Consider the following 22,496-nt stretch of genomic DNA (forward strand, 5'->3'; position numbering starts at 1 on the left):
CCGCCCGAAACGCCCAATGACCAGTCGAAGTGTCTTTACCTCCTCATCTCCGGCAGGGCCGGCTCGGGCCGCACGGGCGCGAGCACCATCGGGCCCGTCCACTGGTGATCACGACCGCCGGTCCACTCCCAAGCTCAACCTTGGGTAGAGCGAACCAAACCCATGGATTGACGAGGGTCCGTTCTGACGCGCAGCCTGTCCACGGGGGCCCGGGGACGGAGCGTGACGACGAAGGAGCGGCCGTGACGGCAGGGCGGGACGACCATGTGAACGGCGAGGCCGAGGCCACCGAATGGCTACGCGCCAAACGCGCCGACCTGATTCAGCATCCCGGTGGCACTCTGCTGGAGCACCTCCACCGGGTGCACGGTCTGCTGGACGCCTGGGGCGCGCGGCGCACACTTCGTCTTGCGGGACTGTGCCACGCCTTCTACGGAACCGACGGTTTCCCCGTCGCGCTCGGCTCCGTTCACCGGCGCGAGGAACTGAGCGTGGCCATCGGGACCGACGCCGAGGACCTCGTCTACATGTACGCCAGTTGCGACCGCGCCCGCACGTACCCTGCCCTCCACCGGCCCGACGGCGCCATAGCCGACCGCTTCACCGGGACGTCGTCTCCCGCCCCACCAGGCCGACGCCGGGACCTCGCCGAACTCACCGTCGCCAACGAACTGGACGTCGTGCGCACGGCCAACCTGGACAGATCCCAGATCACCGGACTTCTGGACCTGTTCGTCACCTGGAAATCCCTGCTGAGCGCCCCCGCCTTCCACGCCGTCGAAGACGCCCGCCGGAGCATGCGCCTCGCCTGATCGCCGTTCCGCCGGCGGTCCTCACCGCTCAGAGTCAGTTGCACAGCTGAGCGGCCAAGGTGGTGTAGGCCCACTCTTCCCAGGCGTCCGGCGACCAGCCGCGGTCCTGCACGAAGAGCAGGTACAGCTGGGGGCTGAGCAGGCCGAACAGGACGTCCGCGGCCATCGCGGCCGAGACGCCGGGGCGCGCGTCGGGCTTGCCGACCAGCGCTTCGGCCGCGGCGCGCTGCACGGTGTAGCGCGGATCGGGGCCGTCGGGCCACTGCGCGGCGATCTGCGGGTCGGTGGCACCGGCGGCCGCGATCATCGGCACGATCGGGGCGACCCGGCCGAGGATCTCGCCGGTGCCGCGCACGTGCGCGCGCAGCTGGCCGGCCGCGGTGGGCGCGGCGCATGCGGCGCGGAACCACTCCCGGTCCATGGTGGCGACCGGCTCGACGTCCCCGGCGACGGACGAGTCCACGACGTCCTTGAACAGCGTGCGCTTGTTGCCGAAGACGAAGTAGACCGTCTGGACGGCCACCCCCGCCCGGTCGGCGACCTCCTGCAGGCTCGTCGCCCCGTAGCCCTGCGCGACGAACAGCTCCCGCGCCGCCTCGATGACCTTCCCACGAGTGCGGCGCGAGCGCTCGGCCCGCTTGTCCGGCCGCTTGACGGTGTCCATGGCGGGAGTATATCTCTAGAGTTCATCACTAGAGTTCACATCTAAATACCGATGGGTGGGCCCCCGGCCGCACCCTCAGCAAAGGAGATGGGATGCACACCGTCGTCAACGTCCAGCAGGCCGAAGCATGGAACGGATGGGAGGGGACGGCCTGGGCCGACAACGCCCCGCGGTACGACGCGATGATGGGCGGTTTCAACCGGCCGCTCCTGGACCGCGCCGCGATCGGCGAGAACGAGACCGTCCTGGACGTCGGATGCGGCACCGGACAACTCACCCTGCTGGCCGCACGCCGGACGGTCCGAGCGCAGGCGGTCGGCGTCGACATCTCCGAGCCCATGCTGACCCGCGCCCGCGCCGACGCGGCCGAGCAGGGCATCGCCAACGCGCGGTTCGACCAGGCCGACGCGGAGGTCCACCCCTTCGAGGAGAGCGGCTTCGACGTCGTCGTCAGTCGCGGCGGCGTCATGTTCTTCTCCGACCCCACGGCCGCGTTCGCCAACATCGCCCGCGCGCTGCGGCCCGGCGGCCGGATGGTGTTCATCGTCCCGCAGGCCGGTGCCCCTGACAGCGAGTACGCCAAGGCCACCGCCGCTCTCGCGCCGCTGATGCGCCGTCCCTCACCCGCGGCCCGTGGCATGGGCTCGCTGTCCGACCCCGACCGTGTCCGCCAGGTACTGCACCAAGCGGGCCTGACGCAGGTGAACGCGACCCCGGTCCATGCGCCGATGGACTACGGCCGCGACGCCGGCGACGCCGCGAACTTCATCCTCAGCCAGGGCCCGGTCCGCTACAACCTCCAAGACGCGGACCAGGCCACCGCCACCCGCGTCCAGCGCGACCTCCAGGCCGCACTCGCGGCCTTCGAGACTCCGGGCGGCGTCCGGATCCGCGGCTCCGTATGGCTGGTGAGCGCCATCCGTCCTTGACCCCGGGCCCTGGCCCGTTACGCGAACGCACCCCCGGAGACGTGTGGGGAACGTCCAGCCAACACGTCCAGGCGAAGTCAGCCTTCCGGGAAGAAGAGGAACAGGGTGCAGCCGGTCGACGTCTGCGGGACGTGGGAAGAGCCCGCGGGGGCGTGAATGAACGAGCCGGCCGGGTAGTCCCGGTCGCCGTCGTTGAAGGTCCCGGAGACCACGAAAACCTCCTCAGGGCCCGGTTCGTGGACGTCGACTCCCTCCCAGCATGTGTTCGCGTCCATCTCCAGGACGAAGGCCTTCGCGCCGCTGTCCCCGTTCCACAGCGGCCGGAGGCGGATGCCCGGGAAGAGTTCGCGGACCGGGGCGTCCTGAACGGTGGACCACACATAGCCGGGCGTGCTCTGTTCCGTCGTCATGGGACCAGCCTGACGACCGGCGCCCCCTCCGGCCGAGTGTCAGGAAAGACATGATGCGGTACTTTCATGCCATGCATCGCGTCGCGGCGCTCGTGCGCCCACCTCAGTCGACCTTCGAGCTCGGCTGCGCGGCCCAGATGTTCGGGATCGAGCGAGCCGGGCTCCCGGACCGGTACACCTTCGGCGTGTGCACGGAGCGCCCCGGCTCCGTCGCGACGCTGGCCGGGTACGACATGCTCGTGACCGACGGGCTGGACGCGCTCGACGGGGCCGACACCGTGGTCGTCCCGGGTTGGCTTCCCGCCAGGAGGCCCCCGTCCCCCGCGGTGGTCCAGGCCCTCCGCCGCGCGCACTCCCGCGGCGCCCGAGTGGTCAGCATCTGCTCCGGCGCCTTCGCCCTGGCGCACGCCGGTCTGCTCGACGGGCGGAAGGCGACCACCCACTGGGCCCTGGCGGACGAGCTCGCCGCACGCTTCCCGCACATCCAGGTCGACCCGGACGTGCTGTACGTGGACCACGGTGACGTGGCCACCAGCGCCGGGGCCGGAGCCGGCATCGACCTGTGCATGCACCTGGTCCGCACCGACCAGGGCGCCCGGTACGCCGCCCACGTCGCACGGACCATGGTCATGCCGCCCCACCGCGAGGGCGGCCAACTGCAGTACTCGGCGCCGCCGCACCCCGCCCAGATCGACGGCACCCTGGCGCCGCTGCTGGACTGGATCGCCGAGCGGCTCGGCGAGCCGGTGACCATCGAGAGCATGGCCGCGCACGCGCGCGTCTCCACGCGCACCCTCGCCCGCCGGTTCGCCGAGCAGCTCGGCACCAGCCCGGGCCAGTGGCTGCTCACCCGGCGAATCGCCGCGGCCCAGGACCTGCTGGAGTCCTCCGACCTCCCCTTGGACGCCATCGCCCGCCGCGTCGGCCTCTCCTCGGCCACCAACCTGCGCAGACGCTTCCTCAACACCCTGGGCACGACGCCGGGCGCCTACCGCCGCACCTTCCGCGCGAAGCCACGGTGACAAGGCTCCCCGCCCCTCGCACGGGCGCGGAACACTAGTCGTCGTCGGATTGGGGGAGGCTCGCCTTGGCCTTCTCGTAGTCGCCGACCGGAGCCTCGTCATCCAGGCGGTAGACGAGGTGGACGACACCGGTCGTGAAGGTCTTGGAGGAGATGAGCTTCAGCGGCAGCGGCGCGTCGGCGTCCTCGAACAACCGCATTCCCCTGCGCACGGCGATCGGGTGGACGAGCAGGTGCAGCTCGTCCAGAAGACCTGCCGCCAGAAGCCGGCGGACGACCGAGACCGAACCGCTCATCGCGATGTCCGACGTGGACGGCTCCTTCTTCAGCGCGGTCACGGCCTCGATGAGATCGCCCCGGAGCCGTTCGGAGTTGCGCCAGGTGAAGTCGAGGTCCTGGCCGGACACCACGATCTTGCGGGCGTCTCCGAGCTTCTTGGCGAAGCCGGCGTCCTCGCCGCCTGCCTTCTCACGGTCCGGCCACGCGCCCGCGAAGCTGTCGTAGGTCCTTCGGCCGAGCAGGAGGGTGTCGGCCGACCCCATCTGGGCGTCGACGGCCTGACCCATCTCCTCGTTGAAGTACGGGAAATGCCAGTCCTGCGGGTCTTCGACGACTCCGTCGAGCGAGATGAACAACCCTGCGGTGATCTTCCGCATCCTGAGACTCCTTCGACAGCCTGACGACCATGGTGCTCACCAGGTTCGACCGGCGCCGCCACCGGAACTCATCGTTCTGGCCATAACCCATGCCGCGCCGGTGGTGCCCCTGAGCCCCAGTGCCACCGGGCCCGTCAGGTCTGCGCTCGGGTGAGCGTCAGAGTTTCTCGATGGTGGCGAAGCGGAGGACCAGGGTGCGGACGCCGTAGTCGCCGCCGAAATCCACGCTGGCCTTCTCGCCCTTGTCGTAGACGGAGACGACGGTGCCCAGTCCGAAGGCGTCGTGGGTGACCTTGTCGCCCGGGGACAAGGACGGGACGGGGCGGTTGCCCGGTGAGCGGGTCCCCGGGCGTTCCGCCATCCGCGACATGGCGGAGCCGGACGTGGAGGACGCCTCGCGTTCCCATTCGACGAGGGATTTCGGGACCTCGCCGAGGAAGCGCGACGGCGGGTTGACCTGCGGCGCTCCCCACGAGCTGCGCATCGTGGCCCGGGAGACGTACAGGCGTTGCCGGGCGCGCGTGATGCCGACGTAGGCGAGGCGGCGTTCCTCTTCGAGTTCCTTGGGGTTGCTCATGGCGCGCAGGTGCGGGAAGACGCCGTCCTCCATGCCGGTGAGGAAGACGACCGGGAACTCGAGGCCCTTCGCGGTGTGCAGCGTCATCAGGGTGACGACGCCGTGCTCGCTTTCTTCGGGCTGCTCTCCCGGCGGGACGGGCGCGCCCTTCGCGCCCCCGGGAATGGAGTCGGCGTCGGCGACCAGGGCGACCTGTTCCAGGAACTCGGGGAGGCGGCCCTCGGCGGACTCGCCGTCGAGGCGCTCTTCGAACTCGCGGGCGACGGCTTCGAGTTCCTGGAGGTTCTCGATGCGGGTCTCGTCCTGCGGGTCCTTGGACGCCTGGAGCTCGGCGAGGTAGCCGCTGGCCTTCAGCACCTCCGCGACGAGGTCGGCGGGGGCGAGCGACTCGGCGGCGGCGCGCAGCTCGTCCAGCAGGGCGACGAAGTCGCGGACGGCGTTGAGCGAGCGGGTCGCCATGCCGGGGACGTCCTCCGGCGTCCGGAGGGCCTGCCAGAACGAGATGCGCTCGCGGGACGCGTACGCCTCGACGCAGGCCTCGGCGCGGTCGCCGATGCCCCGCTTGGGGACGTTCAGGATGCGGCGCAGGGAGACGGTGTCCTCGGGGTTGGCGAGGCAGCGCAGGTAGGCGAGCGCGTCGCGGATCTCCTTGCGCTCGTAGAACCGGACGCCTCCGACGACCTTGTACGGCAGCCCGACCCGGATGAAGACCTCTTCGAAGACACGGGACTGCGCGTTGGTGCGGTAGAAGATGGCGACGTCGCCGGGACGGGCCTCGCCGTCGTCGGTGAGCCGGTCGACCTCGCGGGCGACGAACGCGGCCTCGTCGTGCTCGTTGTCGGCCACATAGCCGATGATCTTGTGGCCCTCGCCCTGGTCGGACCAGAGCTTCTTGGGCTTGCGGTCGGCGTTGCGCTCGATGACGGCGTTCGCGGCGGACAGGATCGTCTGCGTGGAGCGGTAGTTCTGCTCCAGCAGGATCGTGGTGGCGTCGGTGTAGTCGCGCTCGAACTCGAGGATGTTGCGGATGGTCGCCCCGCGGAAGGCGTAGATCGACTGGTCGGCGTCGCCGACGACGCACAGCTCGGCGGCCCCGACGCCCTCCACGGGCGCGGTCAGCTCGCGGACGAGCTCGTACTGCGCGTGGTTGGTGTCCTGGTACTCGTCCACCAGGACGTGCCGGAAGCGGCGCCGGTAGTGCTCGGCGGCCTCGGGGAACACCTGCAGCAGGTTGACCGTCATCATGATCAGGTCGTCGAAGTCCATGGCGCCGGCCTGCTGCAGGCGCGCCTGGTACATCTCGTAGGCCTCGGCGAGCGTCTGCTCCATGTGCGTGGACGCCCGCGCCTTGAACGACTCGTAGTCGATCAGCTCGTTCTTCAGGTTGGAGACCTGCGCGCTGAACGACTTCGGCGGGTAGCGCTTCGGGTCGAGGTCGAGCTCGCGGCACACGAGCGCCATCAGCCGGTTCGCGTCGGCCTGGTCGTAGATCGAGAAGCTCGTGGGGAACCCGAGGCGCTTGGCCTCGCGGCGCAGGATCCGGACGCACGCGGAGTGGAACGTCATCACCCACATGGCCCGCGAGCGCGGCCCGACGAGGGCGTCCACCCGCTCCTTCATCTCGGCGGCGGCCTTGTTGGTGAAGGTGATCGCGAGGATCTGGCCGGGGTGCACCTCCCGCTCGCCGAGCAGGTGGGCGATGCGGTGGGTGAGCACCCGGGTCTTGCCCGAGCCGGCGCCGGCGACGATCAGCAGGGGGCTGCCGGAGTGCACGACGGCGGCGCGCTGCTGCGGGTTGAGGCCGTCCAGCAGGGGGTGAGCTTCGGTCTTCGACATCACGTGCGAGTCTACGGCGCTGCGCGGACGTTTTCGGCGCGTCCGCCGAGCCGGGGCGTCCCGGACCCGCCCGCCCGCGCGCCGGACGCCCCCGCGGGCGCCGCCTCCGCGTCCGGCCGATACCCCCTGTGAGCTTGATCAGGGGCCCGGCGGCTGCATGTGGACACATGGGGCGCCTTTTGGACACGGTGGGTTGACTCGATCTCACGTCGCGACTGACGTTGGAGGTAGAGCGGACGGGGGTCGGGCACCGGCCCGGCCCGTACTCGGAATGCAAGTCCCCGTATTGCATGCCCGCATGTTCGCGTACAGCGACGCAGAGTCAACAGGACTCGCGCACTGTCACAGGGGAGGTGGCTTTGATGACCCACCAGCAGGAACTCCAGACGCAGTTCGACGCCGAGGTCGTGGTGCCCGCGCAGTGGCCGGGACGGGCGTCCCAGGCGGCGCCGCCGCCGCTTCCGCGTTCCGTCCCGCGGCCGGTGCCGGTTCCGGTACCGGCGCAGCCCGGCCACAGGTTCCTGATCTACAAGCAGGACCCGTCGGTCGCCGAACTGGGCTCGCGGCTGACCTACATCCCCACCGTGGTGCTGAACGGCCCCATGGACGTGCGCGTCCAGACCGAGTTGCAGGGTGTCACCCCGATCGCGCGCAACATCAGCGGCGACTTCGTGTTCACCGCCGGCACCCCGGAGTTCGACTGCGCGCACACGTTCGCCGTCGTCCGGGAGACGATGGCCATGTACGAGCGGCACAACGGCGGGGTCCCGATCCCGTTCGCGTGGAACGTCGGGGGCAACACCGAGCGCGTCACGGTGTTCCCGCACGCCGCCGAGGGCGCGAACGCGTTCTACTCGCGGACGGCCAAGGCGCTGAAGTTCCTCTTCTTCACGCCGAAGGGACAGCCCGCGTCGAACGTGCTCTTCACGTGCCAGTCCTTCGACATCGTCGCGCACGAGACCGGCCACGCGATCCTGGACGGCCTCAAGCCCGGCTGGCTTTCGGCGGACGCCCCGCCGCAGACCGGCGGCCTGCACGAGGCGTTCGGCGACATCACGGCGATCTTCCTGGCCCTGGCGCAACCGGACCAGGCGGAGGCGCTCGTCGCGCTCACCAAGGCGAACCTGCACGACAGGTCGTTCCTGGCGGAGATGGCGGAGCAGTTCGGCAAGGCGCTCGGCATGCCGTCCGGGCTCCGCAACGCCGACAACGACCTCAAGCTCAGCGAGGTCGGCAACGAGGTGCACTCGATCTCGCAGGTGTTCACCGGCGCGATCTACGACATCCTCGCCGACGTCTACACCTTCGAGCTGAGCCGGCAGCAGCGCACGAAGGACGCCACGGTCGTGCTGATCGAGACGGCGTCCGCGCTGTGCAGGCTCGTGTTCGACGCGATCGTCGCGTCCCCCGCGACCGACGCCCGGTACGTGGACGTGGCGAACAAGATGCTGCAGGCCTCGGCGGACCGCGGCGACCCGGCCGTCTACCGGACGTTCATCCGCAACCGGTTCGCCGTCCGGGAGGTCACGACGGCGGCGACGCCGCTGCGCGACCTGATGACCGGGCAGATGGCGATGACCGAGGCCGCCTACACCGGAGACGGGCAGGACGTCACCGAGGTCGAGCCGCACGACGAGAACTCGGCGAGCCTGCTGGCCGCCCAGGACAGGTCGCGCTGCTGCGGGACGATGCAGATGCCCGAGTACCAGGCCGTCCCCGCGGAGAAGCTGGCCCAGGGCGGCTCGCTGGAGGACGACGACATCCTCCGCAGCCAGCTGGACGAGCTGCGCAGCACGTTCAGCAAGTAGCACCGTTTCGCGGGGAGCCGTTCGGGAGGTGGCGACCCGCGGCGAGCGGGTAGGGAGCAGGCGAGTCGACGGGGAGGTGCGCGGGCATGCGCGTGACGATCGAGAGCACCGGCGGTTTCAGCGGCCAGAGCGCCGTCGTCGCGCAGTACGACACCGCGGCCCTCCCCGCCGGACAGGCCGGCCGCGTCCGCGAGGCCGTGGACGCGCTGGCCGCCGCGCACGCCCGCGGCGGGACGGGCGAGATCGGCGCCGACCTGCCCGCGTACCGGATCACGGTCTCCGGGGACGGGGCGGAGGAGTACGGCGCGGAGGGTGAACCGCGCGTCTACGAGATACGGGGCGACCCGACCGCGGGAGTCGCATCCGTCCTCGGCACACTCATCGAAGGCCCCGACGCCACCCCCTGACTCCGCCCGGTGCGCCTTGGGGCCACCGTGGCGGGCCGGGAGCGCGGCACCGCCCGGACGCCGAGGTCAGTTCGTCTTGCGGTGGTCGCGGGCGGATTCGGCCGCGGCGTGGACGGCGGCGAGGTCCGCCCCGGTCGCGGCCATGGACGCGGCGGCGACGGCGCCCTCGACCAGCGGGGCGTCCGCGAGCAGCACGTCGTCGCCTTCGGCGTCCTCGATGAGCATCTTGGCCGTCAGCACGGAACTGCCGAGGTCGGCGAGCAGCACGACCCCGTCGCCGTCGTCCGCCGCGGCGACCGCCTGCTCGACGAGGTCGATGCTCGTCCCGAGGCGCCCTTCGGAGTCGCCGCCGGCGGGTTCGACGACGGCCTTGCCGACGCCCATCGCGCGGGCGACCTCGGCGACGCCTTCGGCGAGCGTCCGGCTGTGGGAGATGATGACGATCCCGACCATGTCACCCCTCCCCCGCAGCGTCTGAACCCGCGACACCGTCTGATCCCGCGACATCGGCGAGGGCTCTCAGCACCAGGGCGGTGGACGAGGCGCCGGGGTCCAGGTGCCCCTCGCTGCGTTCGCCCAGGTAACTGGCCCGGCCCTTGCGCGCCCGCATCGGGACGGTGCCGTCCGCGCCCTTCGCGGCGGCCTCGGCGGCGGCCCGCGCGCATCCGGCGAGGCCGGAGCCGTCCGCCAGGGCCGCCTCGTACGCCGCGACGGCCGGCGCCAGCGCGTCGACCATCGTCTTGTCGCCCTCGACGGCCTTCCCGAGATCCTGGACGCCCTGGAGGGCGGCCCGGAGCGCGGAGCCGAGCGCTGCGGCGTCCACGTCGGCGGCGTCGCCGAACGCCTTGCCCGCGCGGCGCAGCGCCGTCCCGTAGAGGGGGCCGGACGCGCCTCCGGTCTTCGACACGATGGCCCGGCCGGCGGCGATCAGCACCGCGCCCGGCGGGACGTCCCCGGGGAGCGCCTCCACGGCGGCGCGGAAGCCCCGGTCGAGGTTGAGGCCGTGGTCGCCGTCGCCGATCGCCGCGTCCAGCCGGGTCAGCCGCTCGGCGTCGGCGGACACCCGTTCGGCCGTCCGCCTGATCCAGGCCGCGAAGTCCCCCGCGTCCATCGAACCCGCGCTCACCGGCCCCACCGCAGCCCCGGCGTCTCGACGGGCGCGTCCCACAGGCGGATCAGCTCGGGCGTCACCCGGCACACGCTGATCATGCAACCCGCCATCTCCAGACTGGTCACGTACGGCCCGACGAGGCGGCGGACGACGGTCGCGCCGTGCGCCTCCAGCCACTCGGCCGCCGCCGCGTAGGCGACGTACTGCTCGATCAGCGGGGTGCCGCCCATCCCGTTGACCAGCACGAGCACCTCCGAACCCGACAGCGGCATGTCCGCGTCGATCGCGCTGAGCGTGGCGTCCACGATCTGCGCGGCGGTGCCGACCCGGACGCGTTCGCGGCCGGGCTCGCCGTGGATGCCGATGCCGAGCTCCATCTCGTCCTCGCCCAGCTCGAACGTCGGCGTCCCGGCCGCCGGGACCGTGCAGGACGACAGCGCCACGCCGAACGACCTGCTGCGCTCGTTCACCTCCCGTGCCACGGCCGCCACGTCCGCGAGGGGCGCGCCCTCCTCGGCGAGCGCCCCGGCGATCTTCTCGGCGAACAGCGTGGCGCCGGTGCCGCGCCGGCCGGCGGTGAACGTGCTGTCCTCCACCGCGACGTCGTCGTCGACGACGACGGACACGACCTCGATGTCCTCGTCCTCGGCGAGTTCGGCGGCCATCTGGAAGTTCATGACGTCGCCGGTGTAGTTCTTCACCAGGTGCAGCACGCCGGCGCCGCCGTCCACCGCCATCGTCGCGGCGATGATCTGGTCGGGAACGGGAGAGGTGAAGACCTCGCCGCAGCAGGCCGCGTCCAGCATCCCGTGGCCGACGAATCCGGCGTGCAGCGGTTCGTGGCCGGATCCGCCGCCCGAGACCAGGGCGACCTTCCCGCTCCGCGGGGCGTCCCCCCGTATGACGGTCCCGTTCCCGGGGTCGACCTTCAGGGACGGGTGCGCGGCGGCCAGTCCGCGCAGGGCGTCGGACACCACGTCCGCCGGGGCGTTGATGAGTTTGCGCATGTCTCAGCTCTACCCCGGCGAAGCGTCCCGTCCCAGGCCCAATCGCCGATCATGCGATTCGGGGGGTGCCCGGAGGGGTCCGCGCCCGCATAGGTTGCATCCGTGACGAAGGCACCGAAGATTCTTTATGACTGCGACACCGGCATCGACGACGCGATGACGCTGCTCTATCTGGCCTCACTGGTCCAGGCGGGGAAGGCGGAGCTGGCGGCGGTCGGCACGGTGCACGGCAATATCGACCCGATGACCGGCGCGCTGAACACACTGCGGGTGCTGGAGGCCGCGGGCCTCACCTCGGGCGGGCGGGAGCCTGCCGGTCCGGCGGTGCCGGTCGCGGTCGGCGCCGCCCGGCCCATGGCGCAGGACGTCCACTACGCGCTGGACTGGCACGGCACCGACGGCCTCGGCGACACGCACCTTCCCGAGCCCGCGGGACGCCCGGTCGACGAGCCCGCCGCCGCGCAGATCGTCCGGCTGGCCCGCGCGATGCCCGGCGAGCTGACCCTGCTCGCGACCGGCCCCCTGACCAACCTCGGCTCGGCGCTGCTGCTGGACGGCGAGCTGCCGTCGCTGGTCCGCGAGGTCGTGGTGATGGGCGGCGCGTTCGATCATCCGGGCAACATCACCACGCACGCCGAGGCGAACATCTGGCACGACCCCGAGGCAGCCGACCTGGTGTTCGCGGCGGACTGGCCGATCGTCCTGGTACCGCTGGACGCCACGCACCCGACCGCCGTCCACGACGACTGGCTGGACCGGCTGGCCGCGCACGACACTCCCGTCGCCCGGTTCGCCGCGAACATCCTGGAGTTCTACGCGGACGCCTACACGCCCACCCTCAAGCGCCGGGGCGCGGTCATCCACGACGCACTCGCGGCGATGCTGATCGTCGACCCGGACCTCGGCGAGTACGTCCAGCGTCCGGTGCGGGTGGAGCTGCGAGGCGAGCTGACGCGGGGCACGACCGTGTGGGACGCCCGCTCCCTGCCCGCCGACGACACGCGCCGTCCGGTGAAGGTGGCCGTCGGCAGCGACGTGGCGCAGTTCCAGGAGCGCCTGCTGTCGGCCCTCCTCACCTTCTGAGCAGGGCTCACATCCCGCCGGCCTCCGCCCCGGCCTCCCGGTGCGGGCGCGCGGCCGTCCGGCGTACCCGGAACGTTCACTGAAAGCAGCGATATCCGGGTATGCCGGAACCGTTGGCCGACCTTATTGTTGAAGATGTGACCAACGTTCTGGACGACAGCGAGCTGCAGCGGATCCTCGCCGTGATGGCGCATCCCGACGACGTCGACTTCGGCGCGGCCGGGACGGTGGCGGCCTGGACGGACCGCGGCATCGAGGTCGTCTACCTCATGGTCACCGACGGTGACGCGGGCGGCTTCGACGACGGCGTCACCCGCGAGGAGATGGCCGCCCTGCGCCGCGAGGAGCAGCGCGCCGCGGCCAAGTGCGTCGGGGTGAGCGACGTCCGGTTCCTCGGCTACCCGGACGGCCGGGTCGAGGTGGGCTTCGGCCTGCGCCGCGACATCGCCCGCGTGATCCGGCAGGTGCGCCCGGACCGGGTGCTGATGCCGAGCCCCGAGCGCAACTACGAGCGGATCTACCCGAGCCACCCCGACCACCGGGCGGTCGGGGCGGCCGCGCTCGACGCCGTCTACCCCGACGCCCGCAATCCCTACGCGTTCCCGGAGCTTCTCGCCGACGAGGGCCTGGAGGCGTGGACTGCGCGGGAGGTGTGGCTGTCCGGCGGCCCCGTCGTCAACCACTACGTCGACATCACCGACCGGTTCGACCGGAAGGTGAACGCGCTGCGGGCACACGCCAGCCAGACCGCGCACATGGGGGACGGCCTGCCGGAGATGCTGCGCGGCTGGCTCGGGAGCAACGCCGCCGCTGCGGGGCTGCCCGAGGGCAGTCTCGCCGAGTCGTTCCAGGTCATCGACACTGCCTGAGCACCACCGCTCGCGCGGACACCCGGCCCCGAGGTAATGCGCCGCCCTCACGAAGCCTCACCGAAGCGGTCAGGCCGCCCAAGTATCGGTCACTTAGCAAATACAGTCTCTTACAAGCCGTAATCAGCTTCCGAGCGGGCATGTACCCCATGTGACAGAACTCGGGGGGTCGTCATGCCGCGTGAGATCGAGGCCACCGCCACATCCGCCGCCGCGCCTGAGGTGATCTTCAAGCACCTGTGCGTCCCGGAGGCGTGGGACGAGTGGGGCGGTTTCTGGACCAGGGCGCGGCGGGAGTCCGCCGGTCAGGAGCACCCGAACGGGCTCGGGGCCGTCCGGTACATCCGGTCGTGGCGCGAGGAGGTCGTGGCCTGGGATCCGCCACGCCACTACGGCTACATCGCGCTGGCGGGCCGTCCGGAGCGGCGCCTTCGCGCGGACATCACGCTGGAACCGCACTTCGCGGGCACGCTGATCCGCTGGCGCGGCGAGGTGGACGGCTTCCCGGGCACCGGACCGCTCACAAGCGCCGTCCTGCGCCGCCGCCTCGACGCCTACGCGCACCGTGTGGCGAGGCATTCCGAGCGCTGCGAACCAGGCTGCCCGGCCCGCCTACCAGGCGCCCTTTAGGCCCGCCCACACCCAGGCACGCACGCCGCACCAGGCGCGCACCCCAGGCGACGGCCGGCCACGACACACGCCCACGGGGCATGCACCGGAGATCGCACACCCGAAGGCCCACGCACGACCGGTAGGTCACGCACGACCGCCAGGTCACGCATGACCCACGGGACGCGCACGCCGAGCCACGCGCAACCACCAGGTGACGCACACCCAAAAGGGATGCACACCCGGGGGTTCACGCACGACCGGTAGGTCGCGCAATCCGGGGGGATCGCGCGCCTCCGCCTGGTCATGCGCGGCCGGGGGCACGCACGGCCACCGGGACATGCACTCCTGCGGAGTCCTGCACGCCCGCCGGGTCGTGCGCGCCCAGTGGGCCTACGCGTCCACCGGGTCCTGCACGGGTGCGGGGATCTTGCGGGGCCGCCGGTACAGGCACGCCCGACAGGTGATGCACGGCCGGTTGGGCGCGCACCGGCGGTGGGGCACGCGTGCGCACCGGGGGGTGCGGGGATGCGCGCTCGGCTTGGGCGCTTGCCAGTTCGAGTTGGACGTTGGTTTCGGGTCGCACGACATTCGGGGGAATCGATGCGGCGTCATCTGATCGTGCTCGCTCTGGTGGCGGGCAGCGGGGCTGGTTCGGCCGTCTACTGGTTCATGGCGGACGGGGAGAAGCGCGAGGGCGGGGTCGTCGCGAGCGCGGGAGAGTCCGCGGCGGCGGGGCGGGACGTGTCCGCGGTCCGGCTGGCGCTCCCCCCGTTCGACCCCGGGGCGCTGCACCGGGACCTGCGGACCTATATCCGGAAACGTCCGGGCAGGGCGGGAGTGATGGTGACGGACCTGCGGACGGGGAGGTCGTTCGGCGAGAACGACGGCGGCCGGTTCGTCACCGCCAGCATCATGAAGGTCGACATTCTGGCGAGCCTCCTCCTGCAGCGGCAGCGCGACGGCCGGGGGCTGACCGGTGCCGAGCGTGCGCTGGCCGGGACGATGATCAGGGAGAGCGACAACACGGCGGCGGACGTCCTGTACGCCGAGGCCGGGTACGGTCCCGGCGTCGCCAGAGCGAACAGGACGTTCGGGCTGAAGCACACGAAGCCGTTCCCCACCTCGTGGGGTTCGTCCGTGACGAGCCCGACCGACCAGGTGCGGCTGCTGACGAACCTGGTGTCGGACAGGAGCCCGTTGAAGGCGCGCGGACGCCGGTACGTCCTCGGCCTGATGGGCTCCGTACTGGACGAGCAGGCGTGGGGCATCAGCGCGGCGGCGCGTCCGGGAGAGAGGGTGGCGCTGAAGAACGGCTGGGTGCCGCTCCGCTTCCAGGGGCACGGCTGGGCGGTCAACAGCATCGGCCGCGTCAGCGGGCGCGACCACGACTTCCTCATCGCGGTGTGCAGCAGCGGCAACCCGACGATGGAGACGGGGGTGTCCACCGTCGAACACGTCGCCGACATGGTCGTCGACGGCTTGCGCGCGGCGGGGCCGTGAGCGGGTTCGTGCGGTGGGAGGGCGTCTGGAAAGGCGCCGGCTCGGGGAAACGGGCACCCGAAGAGACGGGGCTCAGGAATCGGGGGAACGTCGCGGTTCCGGACCGGGCGGCGGGCCGGCCGCCCAGCGTACGCCGGGAACCTCAGCGGTGCAGCGGTCGGGTGAGCTTCTTGCCGTCGGCGGCGGCCACGGCGACGCAGGTGACGGTGCGGTCACCGGACTTCCACGAGTCGGCCGTCGGGTAGTAGTAGGAGTTCGCGATGCCCCGCGCGGCGGGGTCGCGGTTGATCCGTGCCTGCGTGCGGAGCTTGCACCCGTTCGAGGCGAGCTGCTGGAGCCGCGCCTCGGGCGGGATGACGAACCCCTTCACCCGGAAGACGGCCGTCACCTCGCCGTCATGCGGTCCCGTACAGGGGACGATCTTGACGCTCTCCACCTCGACCGGTTCCTCGGTCGCGGAGCTGGTGGCGCCGGAGTTGTCGTTGATGCAGTCGCCGACCTTCATCTTCTTGGCGTCCACCTCCTTGGGCTTGGTCTGGGTGACCTTGGGCGTCGCCCCGGCGCCGTCGGACGAGCCGTCCCCGCTCAGCACGAAGCCGACGATGCCGCCCACGATCCACAGGCAGGACAGAACGATCCCCGCGATCGCGAGGCCGCGGCCCTTGCCGCCCTTCTTCGCGATCTGGCTGAGGGAGACGGCTCCGAGGATGAGGCCGACGACACCGAGGCATCCGAGGAGGCCGGTCACGAACGCGGCGATCGCCAGCCCGTTGGTCTTGTCGGCGTTGGATCCGTACGGGGAGCCGGGGCCGTGCTCGCCGGGCATCGGCGGGGGCGGGGACGGATAGGGGGCCTGGGGACCCGGCTGCGCGGGTCCGGGTGGGGGATAGGTCATGACGAGCGACTGTTCCACACCGGAGGGCGCCCGTGATCACGCTGGACGGGACCCGCGGATTACAATTCGCTCACGACTGCAGTGAAAACGTTTACTCCGGGGCCTCGCCGGGGGTGGGATTCGCCCCGCTAGACGAGGCGGCGGGCGGCGGCCCAGCGCGACAGCTCGTGCCGGTTCGACAGCTGCAGTTTCCGCAGGACGCTGCTGACGTGCGTCTCCACCGTCTTCACCGAGATGAACAGCTCCTTGGCGATCTCCTTGTAGGCGTAGCCGCGCGCGATCAGCCGCAGCACATCGCGCTCCCGCTGGGTGATCTGGTCCAGTTCCGGGTCGACGGCCGGGACGTCCGTGGCGGCGAACGCGTCCAGGACGAAACCGGCGAGACGCGGCGAGAAGACCGCGTCTCCGTCGGCGACCCGGCCGATCGCGTCCGTCAGCTCGGGACCGGAGATCGTCTTGGTGACGTAGCCGCGGGCCCCGCCCCGGACGACGCCGATCACGTCCTCCGCCGCGTCCGACACCGACAGCGCGAGGAACTTGGACGAGACGGCGCCGTGCAGCCGCCGCAGCACCTCGATCCCGCCGCCGCCGGGCAGGTGGACGTCCAGCAGCACCACGTCCGGCTGCGTCCCGCGGATCACCGCGACCGCCTCGTCGACGTCGCCGGCCTCCCCGACGATCTCGACGCCGCCGCCCAGCTCCGCCTTCACGCCGGTCCGGAACATCTGGTGGTCGTCGACCAGCACGACCCTCTTCAACGTTTCGCTCATGTCCACGTCCCGCTCATGTCAACGCCTCACTCCGCCCTGCTCCTCGGGGACGCCCCGGCGGCCGCGCTCACGACTTCTTGATCTCCAGGCGCACTTCGGTGCCCTCGCCCGGCGCCGTGCGGACGGTGGCCTTGCCGCCGTTGCGCTCCATACGTCCGATGATGGACCCTCGCACGCCCATCCGGTCCTCCGGGACCTGGTCGAGAACGAATCCCTTGCCCCGGTCGCGGACGAAGATGGCGATCTCGTCGCCCTCCACCTCGGCGTACACCGACACCGAGGGCGCCTCCGCGTACTTGGCGGCGTTCACCATCGCCTCCCGCGCGGCCTGCAGCGCGGCGCCGAGCCGCTCGTCCAGCGCCGTGTCGCCCACGCAGACGACCTCGATCGGGACGTTGTGGTCGTCCTCGACCTCTCCGGCCGCCTCCCTGATCGCGGCGGCGAACGTCTGGTCGGGGTCGGCGCGCGGCTGGTAGAGCCATGTCCGCAGCGTCCGCTCCTGGGAGCGGGCGAGCCGCTGCACCTCGCGGGTGTCCTGTGCGTTCCGCTGGATGAGGGTCAGCGTGTGCAGGACGGAGTCGTGGATGTGCGCGGCCAGCTCGGCGCGCTCCTGGGACCGGATGCGCTCCTGCCGCTCGGCATCGAGGTCCTGCCAGAGCCGCACCACCCACGGCGTCATGATCACCGCGACGCCGGTGAGGATGATCAGCATCGCGATGACCACGGACCGCGCCTGGTCGGCCTCCACCTTCTGCGCCACGAAACCGCCGATGCCGCCGACGACGAGGAGCAGGCCGAGCAGGCTGCGCAGCCACCGCTGGCGCAGCGGCAGCGTCCAGCGCTGCCGCTGGTCGCGGTCGGCCTGCTGCCACAGGATCGCGGCGCCGACGCCGCCGACGATGAAGGGCCACAGCGCCCACCGGACGACCCCGGCCGCGCCCCACGGCAGGGCCGCGAGCCCGAGCGCGACGGCCGCGTAGGCGAGCAGCTGGCCCCAGTCCCGGCCGCGCCGCCGCCCGCCCGCCTCGGCCGATGCCCTCTCCTGGACGGGGACGAGGATCCAGAGCGCGGCGTAGGCGGCGACGCCCAGCCCGCTCGCCATCGTGAGCAGGACGAACGCGCTTCGCACGAGGAACACGTCCACGCCGAGGTGCACGGCCAGGCCCCGGCACACTCCGGCGACGAGCCGCCCTTCGGCCGCCCGTTCCAGCCGGGCGGGCCCGAGGGGTGTCGCGCCCACCGGTCCCGGCGGCACCGGCCGCCCCGCCGTCTCCTGGCTCACCGCCGCCCTTCCCAAGGTTCTCCCACGTCATCGATCGTCACACGCCCGGACATGATGCGCATCAGGGAACTACCCCGGACCGGTCTCAGGGTCGGAATCAGGGACGTCCCCGATACCGTGCGCCACGCGCGGCAGGCGACCATGGTCGGTATGGGCGAGAAAGAGGACCAGAACGAGGACCTGCGCGGGCGCACCGCCGACGGGCCCGGTTCGGGAGAGCACGGCATGGCAGGACCCGGTGCCGGCGAGCCCGGTGCCGGCGAGCCCGGTGCCGGCGAGCCCGGTGCCGGCGAGCCCGGTGCCGGCGAGCCCGGTGCCGGCGAGCCGGCGGCGAGCGGCTACCGGCGTCTCTCGCGGGACGCCGAGCGGAAGGTGCTCGCCGGCGTGTGCACGGGACTCGCCCGCTACACCGGCATCGACCCGGTCCTGTTCCGCGTCGGGTTCGCGATCCTCGCCCTCGCGCACGGGCAGGGGATCTTCCTCTACATCGTGGCGGCGCTGCTGATGCCGGCGAGCCCGGGCGAGTCGTCGCTGGCCGAGCAGTGGCTCAAGCGGTGGTTCGACGGGCAGGCCGTCCTCACGATCCTCGGTGCGCTGATGTGCGTGGGCGTCGCGTTCAACCTGTTCGGCGGGGTCCCCACCGACGCCATCGTGCCCCTGGTGGTGCTCGGGCTGGTACTGCTGGTCGCGCACTCGCGGGGCGTGGACCTCGTGTCCGTGGCGCGGACCGTCCCCGAACGGATCACCGGGCACGCCCCGGAGCCCGCCGCGACGTGGACGCGGACGGAGACGGCGTCCGTCGGCGGCGTCTCGCTCGACAAGGACGTCCCTTTCGGCGGGCACGGGTCCCCGGGTGCGCACGGGGCGTCCCGGCCGGGGGGCCTGCCCGAGGGCATGATCGACCTCGCCGCGTACTCCGCCGCCTGGGCGGACGCGCCCGGCGCCGCGGCACCCCACGGCGCCGCGCCCGCGGCGCGGCACGACTCCGGCGGCAGGACGCCGCCGGTGGCGGCGATCTCGCTGCTCGCGGCCATGGCCGCCGGCGCGGCGCTGGTCCCGGTGGCCCAGCCCTACCCCGCCCCGGACTCCTGGCTGATCGTCATGGCGCCCGCGCTCGCCGTCCTCGGGCTCGGGCTCATCGTCGGCGGCTGGTTCCGGACGCGCGGCCTCGCGGCGGCCGGGACCGTGCTGACCCTCGCCATGCTGACCACGTCGGTCGTGGGCGACGTCCCGCGCAACGCCGAGTACGGGGAGGTCGACTGGCGTCCCACCGACACCTCGCAGATCGGCCGGGTGTACAAGGTGGGCGTCGGCCAGGGCGACCTCGACCTCACCGCCCTGCCGGTCGCCGCCGGCCAGCAGGTCACGATCAACGCCGAGGTCGGGCTCGGGGGGCTGGAGGTCACGGTGCCGCCCACCGCCCGCGTCATGGTGGACGCGCGGATCGGGCTCGGCGACGTGCGGGTCGACCACCGGACGACGAGCGGGCCGGCCGCCAAGGTCGTGCGGACCCTGGAACCGGAGGGCGCGCACGCCGCGAACCCGCCGGTGATCGTCCTGCGGATCCGCGGGAAGCTCGGAGACGTGGACGTGCACCGTGTCTGAGCGCGGCAGGGCCGTGGGACGGACTGCGGCGGGACGGGTCTCCGTGAGACGGGTTACGGCGAATGAAGGCGGGCGGGGAGATGGCAGGTAAGAAGACGGCGGGCGAGAAGCGGTTCCGGTTCGATCCGGCGGGGCCCGTGACAGGGCTGTTCTTCCTCTTCCTGGCCGGGTTGTTCCTCGCGGACGGCCTGGCCGACGGGGACGTCCTGCCCGTCACGACGTTGGTCCCGGTCGTGCTGATCGGCCTGGGGCTCGTCGGGACCGTCCGGGTGCTGACCCGCTCGCGGCGCCGCCACCTGCGCTGACGCGCCGCCTCCGCGGGACCGCTGTGACCCGCGCCGCACGGCCCGGGGCTTCCCCCCGCGCAGGGAACGCCAAGTAATGTGACCTCGACGGCAGGTGACGGATCGAGGGCCGATGGCGGGGAAGACCGGGACACCGGAGACGGGCTGCGCCGACGCGCCGCCCGGTTCCGACGCGCTGCCCGGTTCCGACGCGCTGCCCGGCTCCCGGTCCGCGCTGGACCCGGGCCGCGCCATCAAGCCGGGCCGCCACGGGCTCTCCCCCGAGACCGTCGCCGGGATCCAGCGCGAGCGGCTGATCGACGCGTTCGTCCACGTCGTCTCGGAGCGGGGCTTCGCGCACACGACGATCAGCGGGGTCACCGAGGGCGCGGGCGTCACGAAGAAGACGTTCTACGCGCACTTCTCCGACCTGGACGCGTGCTTCCTCGCCGCCTACCAGCGCGGCATGGACATCCTGCTCCGCCGCATGACGGAGGCCCACGAGGCCGCGCCGTCGTGGCCGGACGGGATCCACGCGGGGCTGCGCACGCTGCTCGCCGCCCTCGCCCGGGAGCCCAGGTTCGCACGGGCGTCGCTGGTGGAGGTGAACGCGGCGGGGCCGCAGGTCAGGCAGGCGCGCATCGACAACCTCGCCCGGTTCCGCACCTTCTTCGCCGACCCGTCCCTGGCGCCCGTCCCGATCTCGGTGGTGGACGCGATCGTGGGCGGCATCTACAGCGCGATCCACGTCCAGATGGAGACGGGCGAGGCGGAGGAGTTGCCGTCGCTGCTGCCGTCCCTCACCTATTTCGCGCTGCTCCCCCTCGTCGGCCGCGAGGCCGCCTCCCCCTATCTGGCCGACGACCCCGGCTGACCTGGGATTACCGGGACGGCGCGCGGTCCTGGCGGCGCGGGTCCGGTGGCGCTCCCCCCGGTCGACCCGCTGACCGGATGCGGCCGGAGGGCGCCGACGCCCTTGACGTGAAAAACCCACGGGTTTCTATTGGTGTGGATCTTGCGTGGGACCTCCGGGCGGTCCGGGCCGTCCCGCGCCGACCCCCGGTGCACGCGCGGCGGGCCTCATCCCCCGGGGGCCCGTCGCGCGCTCAGTTCTCTGGAGGACCCACATGCGGCCTGCCGTGTCCGCGCTGTGCTTGCCCTTGGCCGCGCTGCTCGCCGCCTCGCTGGCCGGTTGCGGCGGCTCGGGTGAGCCCGAGTCCGCGCGGCCCTCGCCGTCCGCGCCGACGGCGCGCCCGACGCCGCCGCTGCTGAACGGGGTGCGGCCCGGTGCGGAGAAGAAGTCGCAGATGGACGGCACCTGGACGGCGGGCTCCGGTTCGCGGCGCGTGGCCCTCTTCCTCTACCGGGGCGCCGCCGCGCTGAACTCGCCGGGCTTCTGCACCGGCACCGTGGACGCGAAGGGCCGCATCAAGCTGAGCTGCGCGAACGGCTCCCGTGAGCGGTTGGACGGACGCGCCGCCCTGCGCTCGGGGAAGCTGGTGGTCACGTGGACGGGAGGACCTGAGGACGTCCTGCACCGGCGTGCAGGCTGACCGCGAACGCCGGCCCCGGATTCGTCAGCGCGTGCGACCCGCCGTGCACCCGGACCCGGTTGGCCCGCAGCGGACGCTCGGTGACGCCGCGCGCGGTGATCGTCACCTCCGCCAGCTCGCCCGCGATCAGGGTGCTGACCTGGGCGCGGATCGTCCCGCCATGGCCGGGCGGCCAGGTGGTCAGCCAGGTCTGGCCGTCCAGCGGGAGGTGCACCGGCCCCGCGGCGTCGAACCGGACGAGCCGCCACCACTCGGCGGGGCGTCCGGCGAGGTCGCGGACGCGGGCGGCGAGCTGCCCGACGGTCGCGGGACGGACGGCGGCCGCGCGGCCGTGCGGATCGTCCTGGCCGCGCATGGTGAGGTCGGGAACCACGGAAAGGTCCATGGGGAGTCCTTCGTGCAGGTGTGCCGGCTGGAAAGGGATCGTCAGCGGGAGCGGCGATCGCCCGGAACGGGGATCAGCGACAACACGAAGGACACAGCGCGCTGGCCACGCGGCCCAAGGCCACGGGGCTGTCGGTCTGCACGCGCTTCGTCACGGACACAAGGAGACACTCGGTAACCGAACCTTGTCAAGCTGATCACCGAGAGTCGACCGGAATCCGTCCGGCGAAGGCCCCGGCGGCCCCTCGGCGCTCCTCGGCGGCCCCGGCCCCGCGGGAGGGGCTCAGCGGCTGAGGAACACGTAAACGACCCAGGTGAGCACCAGGGTCACGAGCAGTGACCCCAGGCAACCCAGCCGGGAAGAGGAAAAGAAGAACATAGGCGGCCTCTACCCCGGAAACGGCGAATATCCCCTGCTCAG

24 protein-coding genes are annotated in these 22,496 nt (G+C 72.1%); 13 read left to right on the forward strand and 11 right to left on the reverse strand.

The annotated features are described in order from the left end of the window. Window positions 1–242 precede the first annotated feature (242 nt). Window positions 243–812: a DUF6817 domain-containing protein gene (locus BJ999_RS37265; RefSeq protein ID WP_218935409.1), complete on the forward strand. Its 570-nt coding sequence runs from the start codon at window positions 243–245 to the stop codon at window positions 810–812. Between the two features lie 34 nt (window positions 813–846). Here the strand turns inward: BJ999_RS37265 and BJ999_RS37270 are convergent, their stop codons facing one another. Then, window positions 847–1,476 (reverse strand): TetR/AcrR family transcriptional regulator, encoded by a 630-nt coding sequence (locus BJ999_RS37270; protein WP_179837595.1) that lies wholly within the window; start codon window positions 1,474–1,476, stop codon window positions 847–849. Between the two features lie 92 nt (window positions 1,477–1,568). On the opposite strand from BJ999_RS37270, the gene BJ999_RS37275 reads away from it, so the two are divergent. After that, window positions 1,569–2,405, forward strand: coding sequence for a class I SAM-dependent methyltransferase (locus BJ999_RS37275; protein ID WP_179837596.1), 837 nt, complete (start codon window positions 1,569–1,571; stop codon window positions 2,403–2,405). A gap of 77 nt (window positions 2,406–2,482) precedes the next feature. Here the strand turns inward: BJ999_RS37275 and BJ999_RS37280 are convergent, their stop codons facing one another. Next, window positions 2,483–2,815: a cupin domain-containing protein gene (locus BJ999_RS37280; protein WP_179837597.1), complete on the reverse strand. Its 333-nt coding sequence runs from the start codon at window positions 2,813–2,815 to the stop codon at window positions 2,483–2,485. 71 nt (window positions 2,816–2,886) lie between these two features. Between BJ999_RS37280 and BJ999_RS37285 the strand changes: the two genes are divergently transcribed. Then, the gene (locus tag BJ999_RS37285) at window positions 2,887–3,837 is read left to right on the forward strand and encodes a GlxA family transcriptional regulator (RefSeq protein WP_179837598.1); all 951 of its coding nucleotides are present in this window, start codon (window positions 2,887–2,889) and stop codon (window positions 3,835–3,837) included. 34 nt (window positions 3,838–3,871) lie between these two features. Here the strand turns inward: BJ999_RS37285 and BJ999_RS37290 are convergent, their stop codons facing one another. After that, entirely contained in the window at window positions 3,872–4,492 is a 621-nt protein-coding gene (locus BJ999_RS37290; RefSeq protein WP_179837599.1) for a dihydrofolate reductase family protein, read from the reverse strand. Window positions 4,493–4,649: 157 nt separating this feature from the next. Then, window positions 4,650–6,905: a DNA helicase PcrA gene (pcrA, locus tag BJ999_RS37295; RefSeq protein WP_218935411.1), complete on the reverse strand. Its 2,256-nt coding sequence runs from the start codon at window positions 6,903–6,905 to the stop codon at window positions 4,650–4,652. Window positions 6,906–7,267: 362 nt separating this feature from the next. Between pcrA and BJ999_RS37300 the strand changes: the two genes are divergently transcribed. Continuing rightward, on the forward strand, window positions 7,268–8,713 hold the full coding sequence (locus BJ999_RS37300) for a gluzincin family metallopeptidase (protein ID WP_179837600.1): 1,446 nt from the start codon (window positions 7,268–7,270) through the stop codon (window positions 8,711–8,713). 86 nt (window positions 8,714–8,799) lie between these two features. Further along, entirely contained in the window at window positions 8,800–9,120 is a 321-nt protein-coding gene (locus tag BJ999_RS37305) for a protealysin inhibitor emfourin (RefSeq protein ID WP_179837601.1), read from the forward strand. Between the two features lie 66 nt (window positions 9,121–9,186). Here BJ999_RS37305 and dhaM read toward each other — a convergent pair whose 3' ends face one another. The 3 genes from dhaM to dhaK are packed head-to-tail and all read right to left on the reverse strand — an operon-like array spanning window position 9,187 to window position 11,238. After that, complete coding sequence (dhaM, locus tag BJ999_RS37310) at window positions 9,187–9,573, reverse strand: dihydroxyacetone kinase phosphoryl donor subunit DhaM (protein ID WP_179837602.1); 387 nt, start codon at window positions 9,571–9,573, stop codon at window positions 9,187–9,189. A gap of 1 nt (window position 9,574) precedes the next feature. Next, window positions 9,575–10,246: a dihydroxyacetone kinase subunit DhaL gene (gene dhaL, locus BJ999_RS37315; RefSeq protein ID WP_308427274.1), complete on the reverse strand. Its 672-nt coding sequence runs from the start codon at window positions 10,244–10,246 to the stop codon at window positions 9,575–9,577. Continuing rightward, window positions 10,243–11,238 carry a dihydroxyacetone kinase subunit DhaK gene (gene dhaK / locus BJ999_RS37320; protein ID WP_179837603.1) on the reverse strand — a complete coding sequence of 332 codons (996 nt, stop codon included), beginning with the start codon at window positions 11,236–11,238 and terminating at the stop codon, window positions 10,243–10,245. Before dhaK ends, dhaL begins: the two co-directional genes overlap by 4 nt. Window positions 11,239–11,340: 102 nt before the next feature. Between dhaK and BJ999_RS37325 the strand changes: the two genes are divergently transcribed. The 4 genes from BJ999_RS37325 (at window position 11,341) to BJ999_RS37340 (ending at window position 15,302) form a co-directional block, all read left to right on the forward strand. Then, on the forward strand, window positions 11,341–12,321 hold the full coding sequence (locus BJ999_RS37325) for a nucleoside hydrolase (RefSeq protein WP_229810501.1): 981 nt from the start codon (window positions 11,341–11,343) through the stop codon (window positions 12,319–12,321). 185 nt (window positions 12,322–12,506) lie between these two features. Continuing rightward, window positions 12,507–13,190: a PIG-L deacetylase family protein gene (locus BJ999_RS37330; RefSeq protein WP_373292802.1), complete on the forward strand. Its 684-nt coding sequence runs from the start codon at window positions 12,507–12,509 to the stop codon at window positions 13,188–13,190. 174 nt (window positions 13,191–13,364) lie between these two features. Further along, window positions 13,365–13,820, forward strand: a complete 456-nt coding sequence (locus tag BJ999_RS37335; RefSeq protein WP_179837605.1) for an SRPBCC family protein — start codon at window positions 13,365–13,367, stop codon at window positions 13,818–13,820. Window positions 13,821–14,402: 582 nt separating this feature from the next. After that, the gene (locus BJ999_RS37340; RefSeq protein ID WP_179837606.1) at window positions 14,403–15,302 is read left to right on the forward strand and encodes a serine hydrolase; all 900 of its coding nucleotides are present in this window, start codon (window positions 14,403–14,405) and stop codon (window positions 15,300–15,302) included. Between the two features lie 142 nt (window positions 15,303–15,444). Here the strand turns inward: BJ999_RS37340 and BJ999_RS37345 are convergent, their stop codons facing one another. From BJ999_RS37345 to BJ999_RS37355, 3 genes are all read right to left on the reverse strand, one after another. Beyond that, window positions 15,445–16,197 carry a DUF4190 domain-containing protein gene (locus BJ999_RS37345; protein ID WP_179837607.1) on the reverse strand — a complete coding sequence of 251 codons (753 nt, stop codon included), beginning with the start codon at window positions 16,195–16,197 and terminating at the stop codon, window positions 15,445–15,447. Between the two features lie 128 nt (window positions 16,198–16,325). Beyond that, window positions 16,326–16,967 (reverse strand): LuxR C-terminal-related transcriptional regulator, encoded by a 642-nt coding sequence (locus tag BJ999_RS37350; RefSeq protein WP_179837608.1) that lies wholly within the window; start codon window positions 16,965–16,967, stop codon window positions 16,326–16,328. A 67-nt stretch (window positions 16,968–17,034) separates the two neighbouring features. Further along, a complete protein-coding gene (locus BJ999_RS37355; RefSeq protein WP_373292799.1) occupies window positions 17,035–18,249 on the reverse strand; it encodes an ATP-binding protein in 1,215 nt (404 codons plus the stop codon). Between the two features lie 150 nt (window positions 18,250–18,399). On the opposite strand from BJ999_RS37355, the gene BJ999_RS37360 reads away from it, so the two are divergent. The 4 genes from BJ999_RS37360 (at window position 18,400) to BJ999_RS37375 (ending at window position 21,691) form a co-directional block, all read left to right on the forward strand. Next, a complete protein-coding gene (locus BJ999_RS37360) occupies window positions 18,400–19,854 on the forward strand; it encodes a PspC domain-containing protein (RefSeq protein WP_179837609.1) in 1,455 nt (484 codons plus the stop codon). Between the two features lie 80 nt (window positions 19,855–19,934). After that, window positions 19,935–20,159, forward strand: a complete 225-nt coding sequence (locus BJ999_RS37365; RefSeq protein ID WP_179837610.1) for a hypothetical protein — start codon at window positions 19,935–19,937, stop codon at window positions 20,157–20,159. A 112-nt stretch (window positions 20,160–20,271) separates the two neighbouring features. Next, entirely contained in the window at window positions 20,272–21,012 is a 741-nt protein-coding gene (locus tag BJ999_RS37370; RefSeq protein ID WP_179837611.1) for a TetR/AcrR family transcriptional regulator, read from the forward strand. Window positions 21,013–21,265: 253 nt separating this feature from the next. Beyond that, window positions 21,266–21,691, forward strand: a complete 426-nt coding sequence (locus BJ999_RS37375) for a hypothetical protein (RefSeq protein ID WP_179837612.1) — start codon at window positions 21,266–21,268, stop codon at window positions 21,689–21,691. Here the strand turns inward: BJ999_RS37375 and BJ999_RS37380 are convergent. Then, complete coding sequence (locus BJ999_RS37380) at window positions 21,642–22,076, reverse strand: cupin domain-containing protein (protein ID WP_179837613.1); 435 nt, start codon at window positions 22,074–22,076, stop codon at window positions 21,642–21,644. The two genes, BJ999_RS37375 and BJ999_RS37380, sit on opposite strands and share 50 nt — an antisense overlap. Window positions 22,077–22,496: the final 420 nt, after the last annotated feature.

Origin of the sequence: Actinomadura citrea, assembly GCF_013409045.1 — a bacterium.
GTDB lineage: Bacteria > Actinomycetota > Actinomycetes > Streptosporangiales > Streptosporangiaceae > Spirillospora > Spirillospora citrea.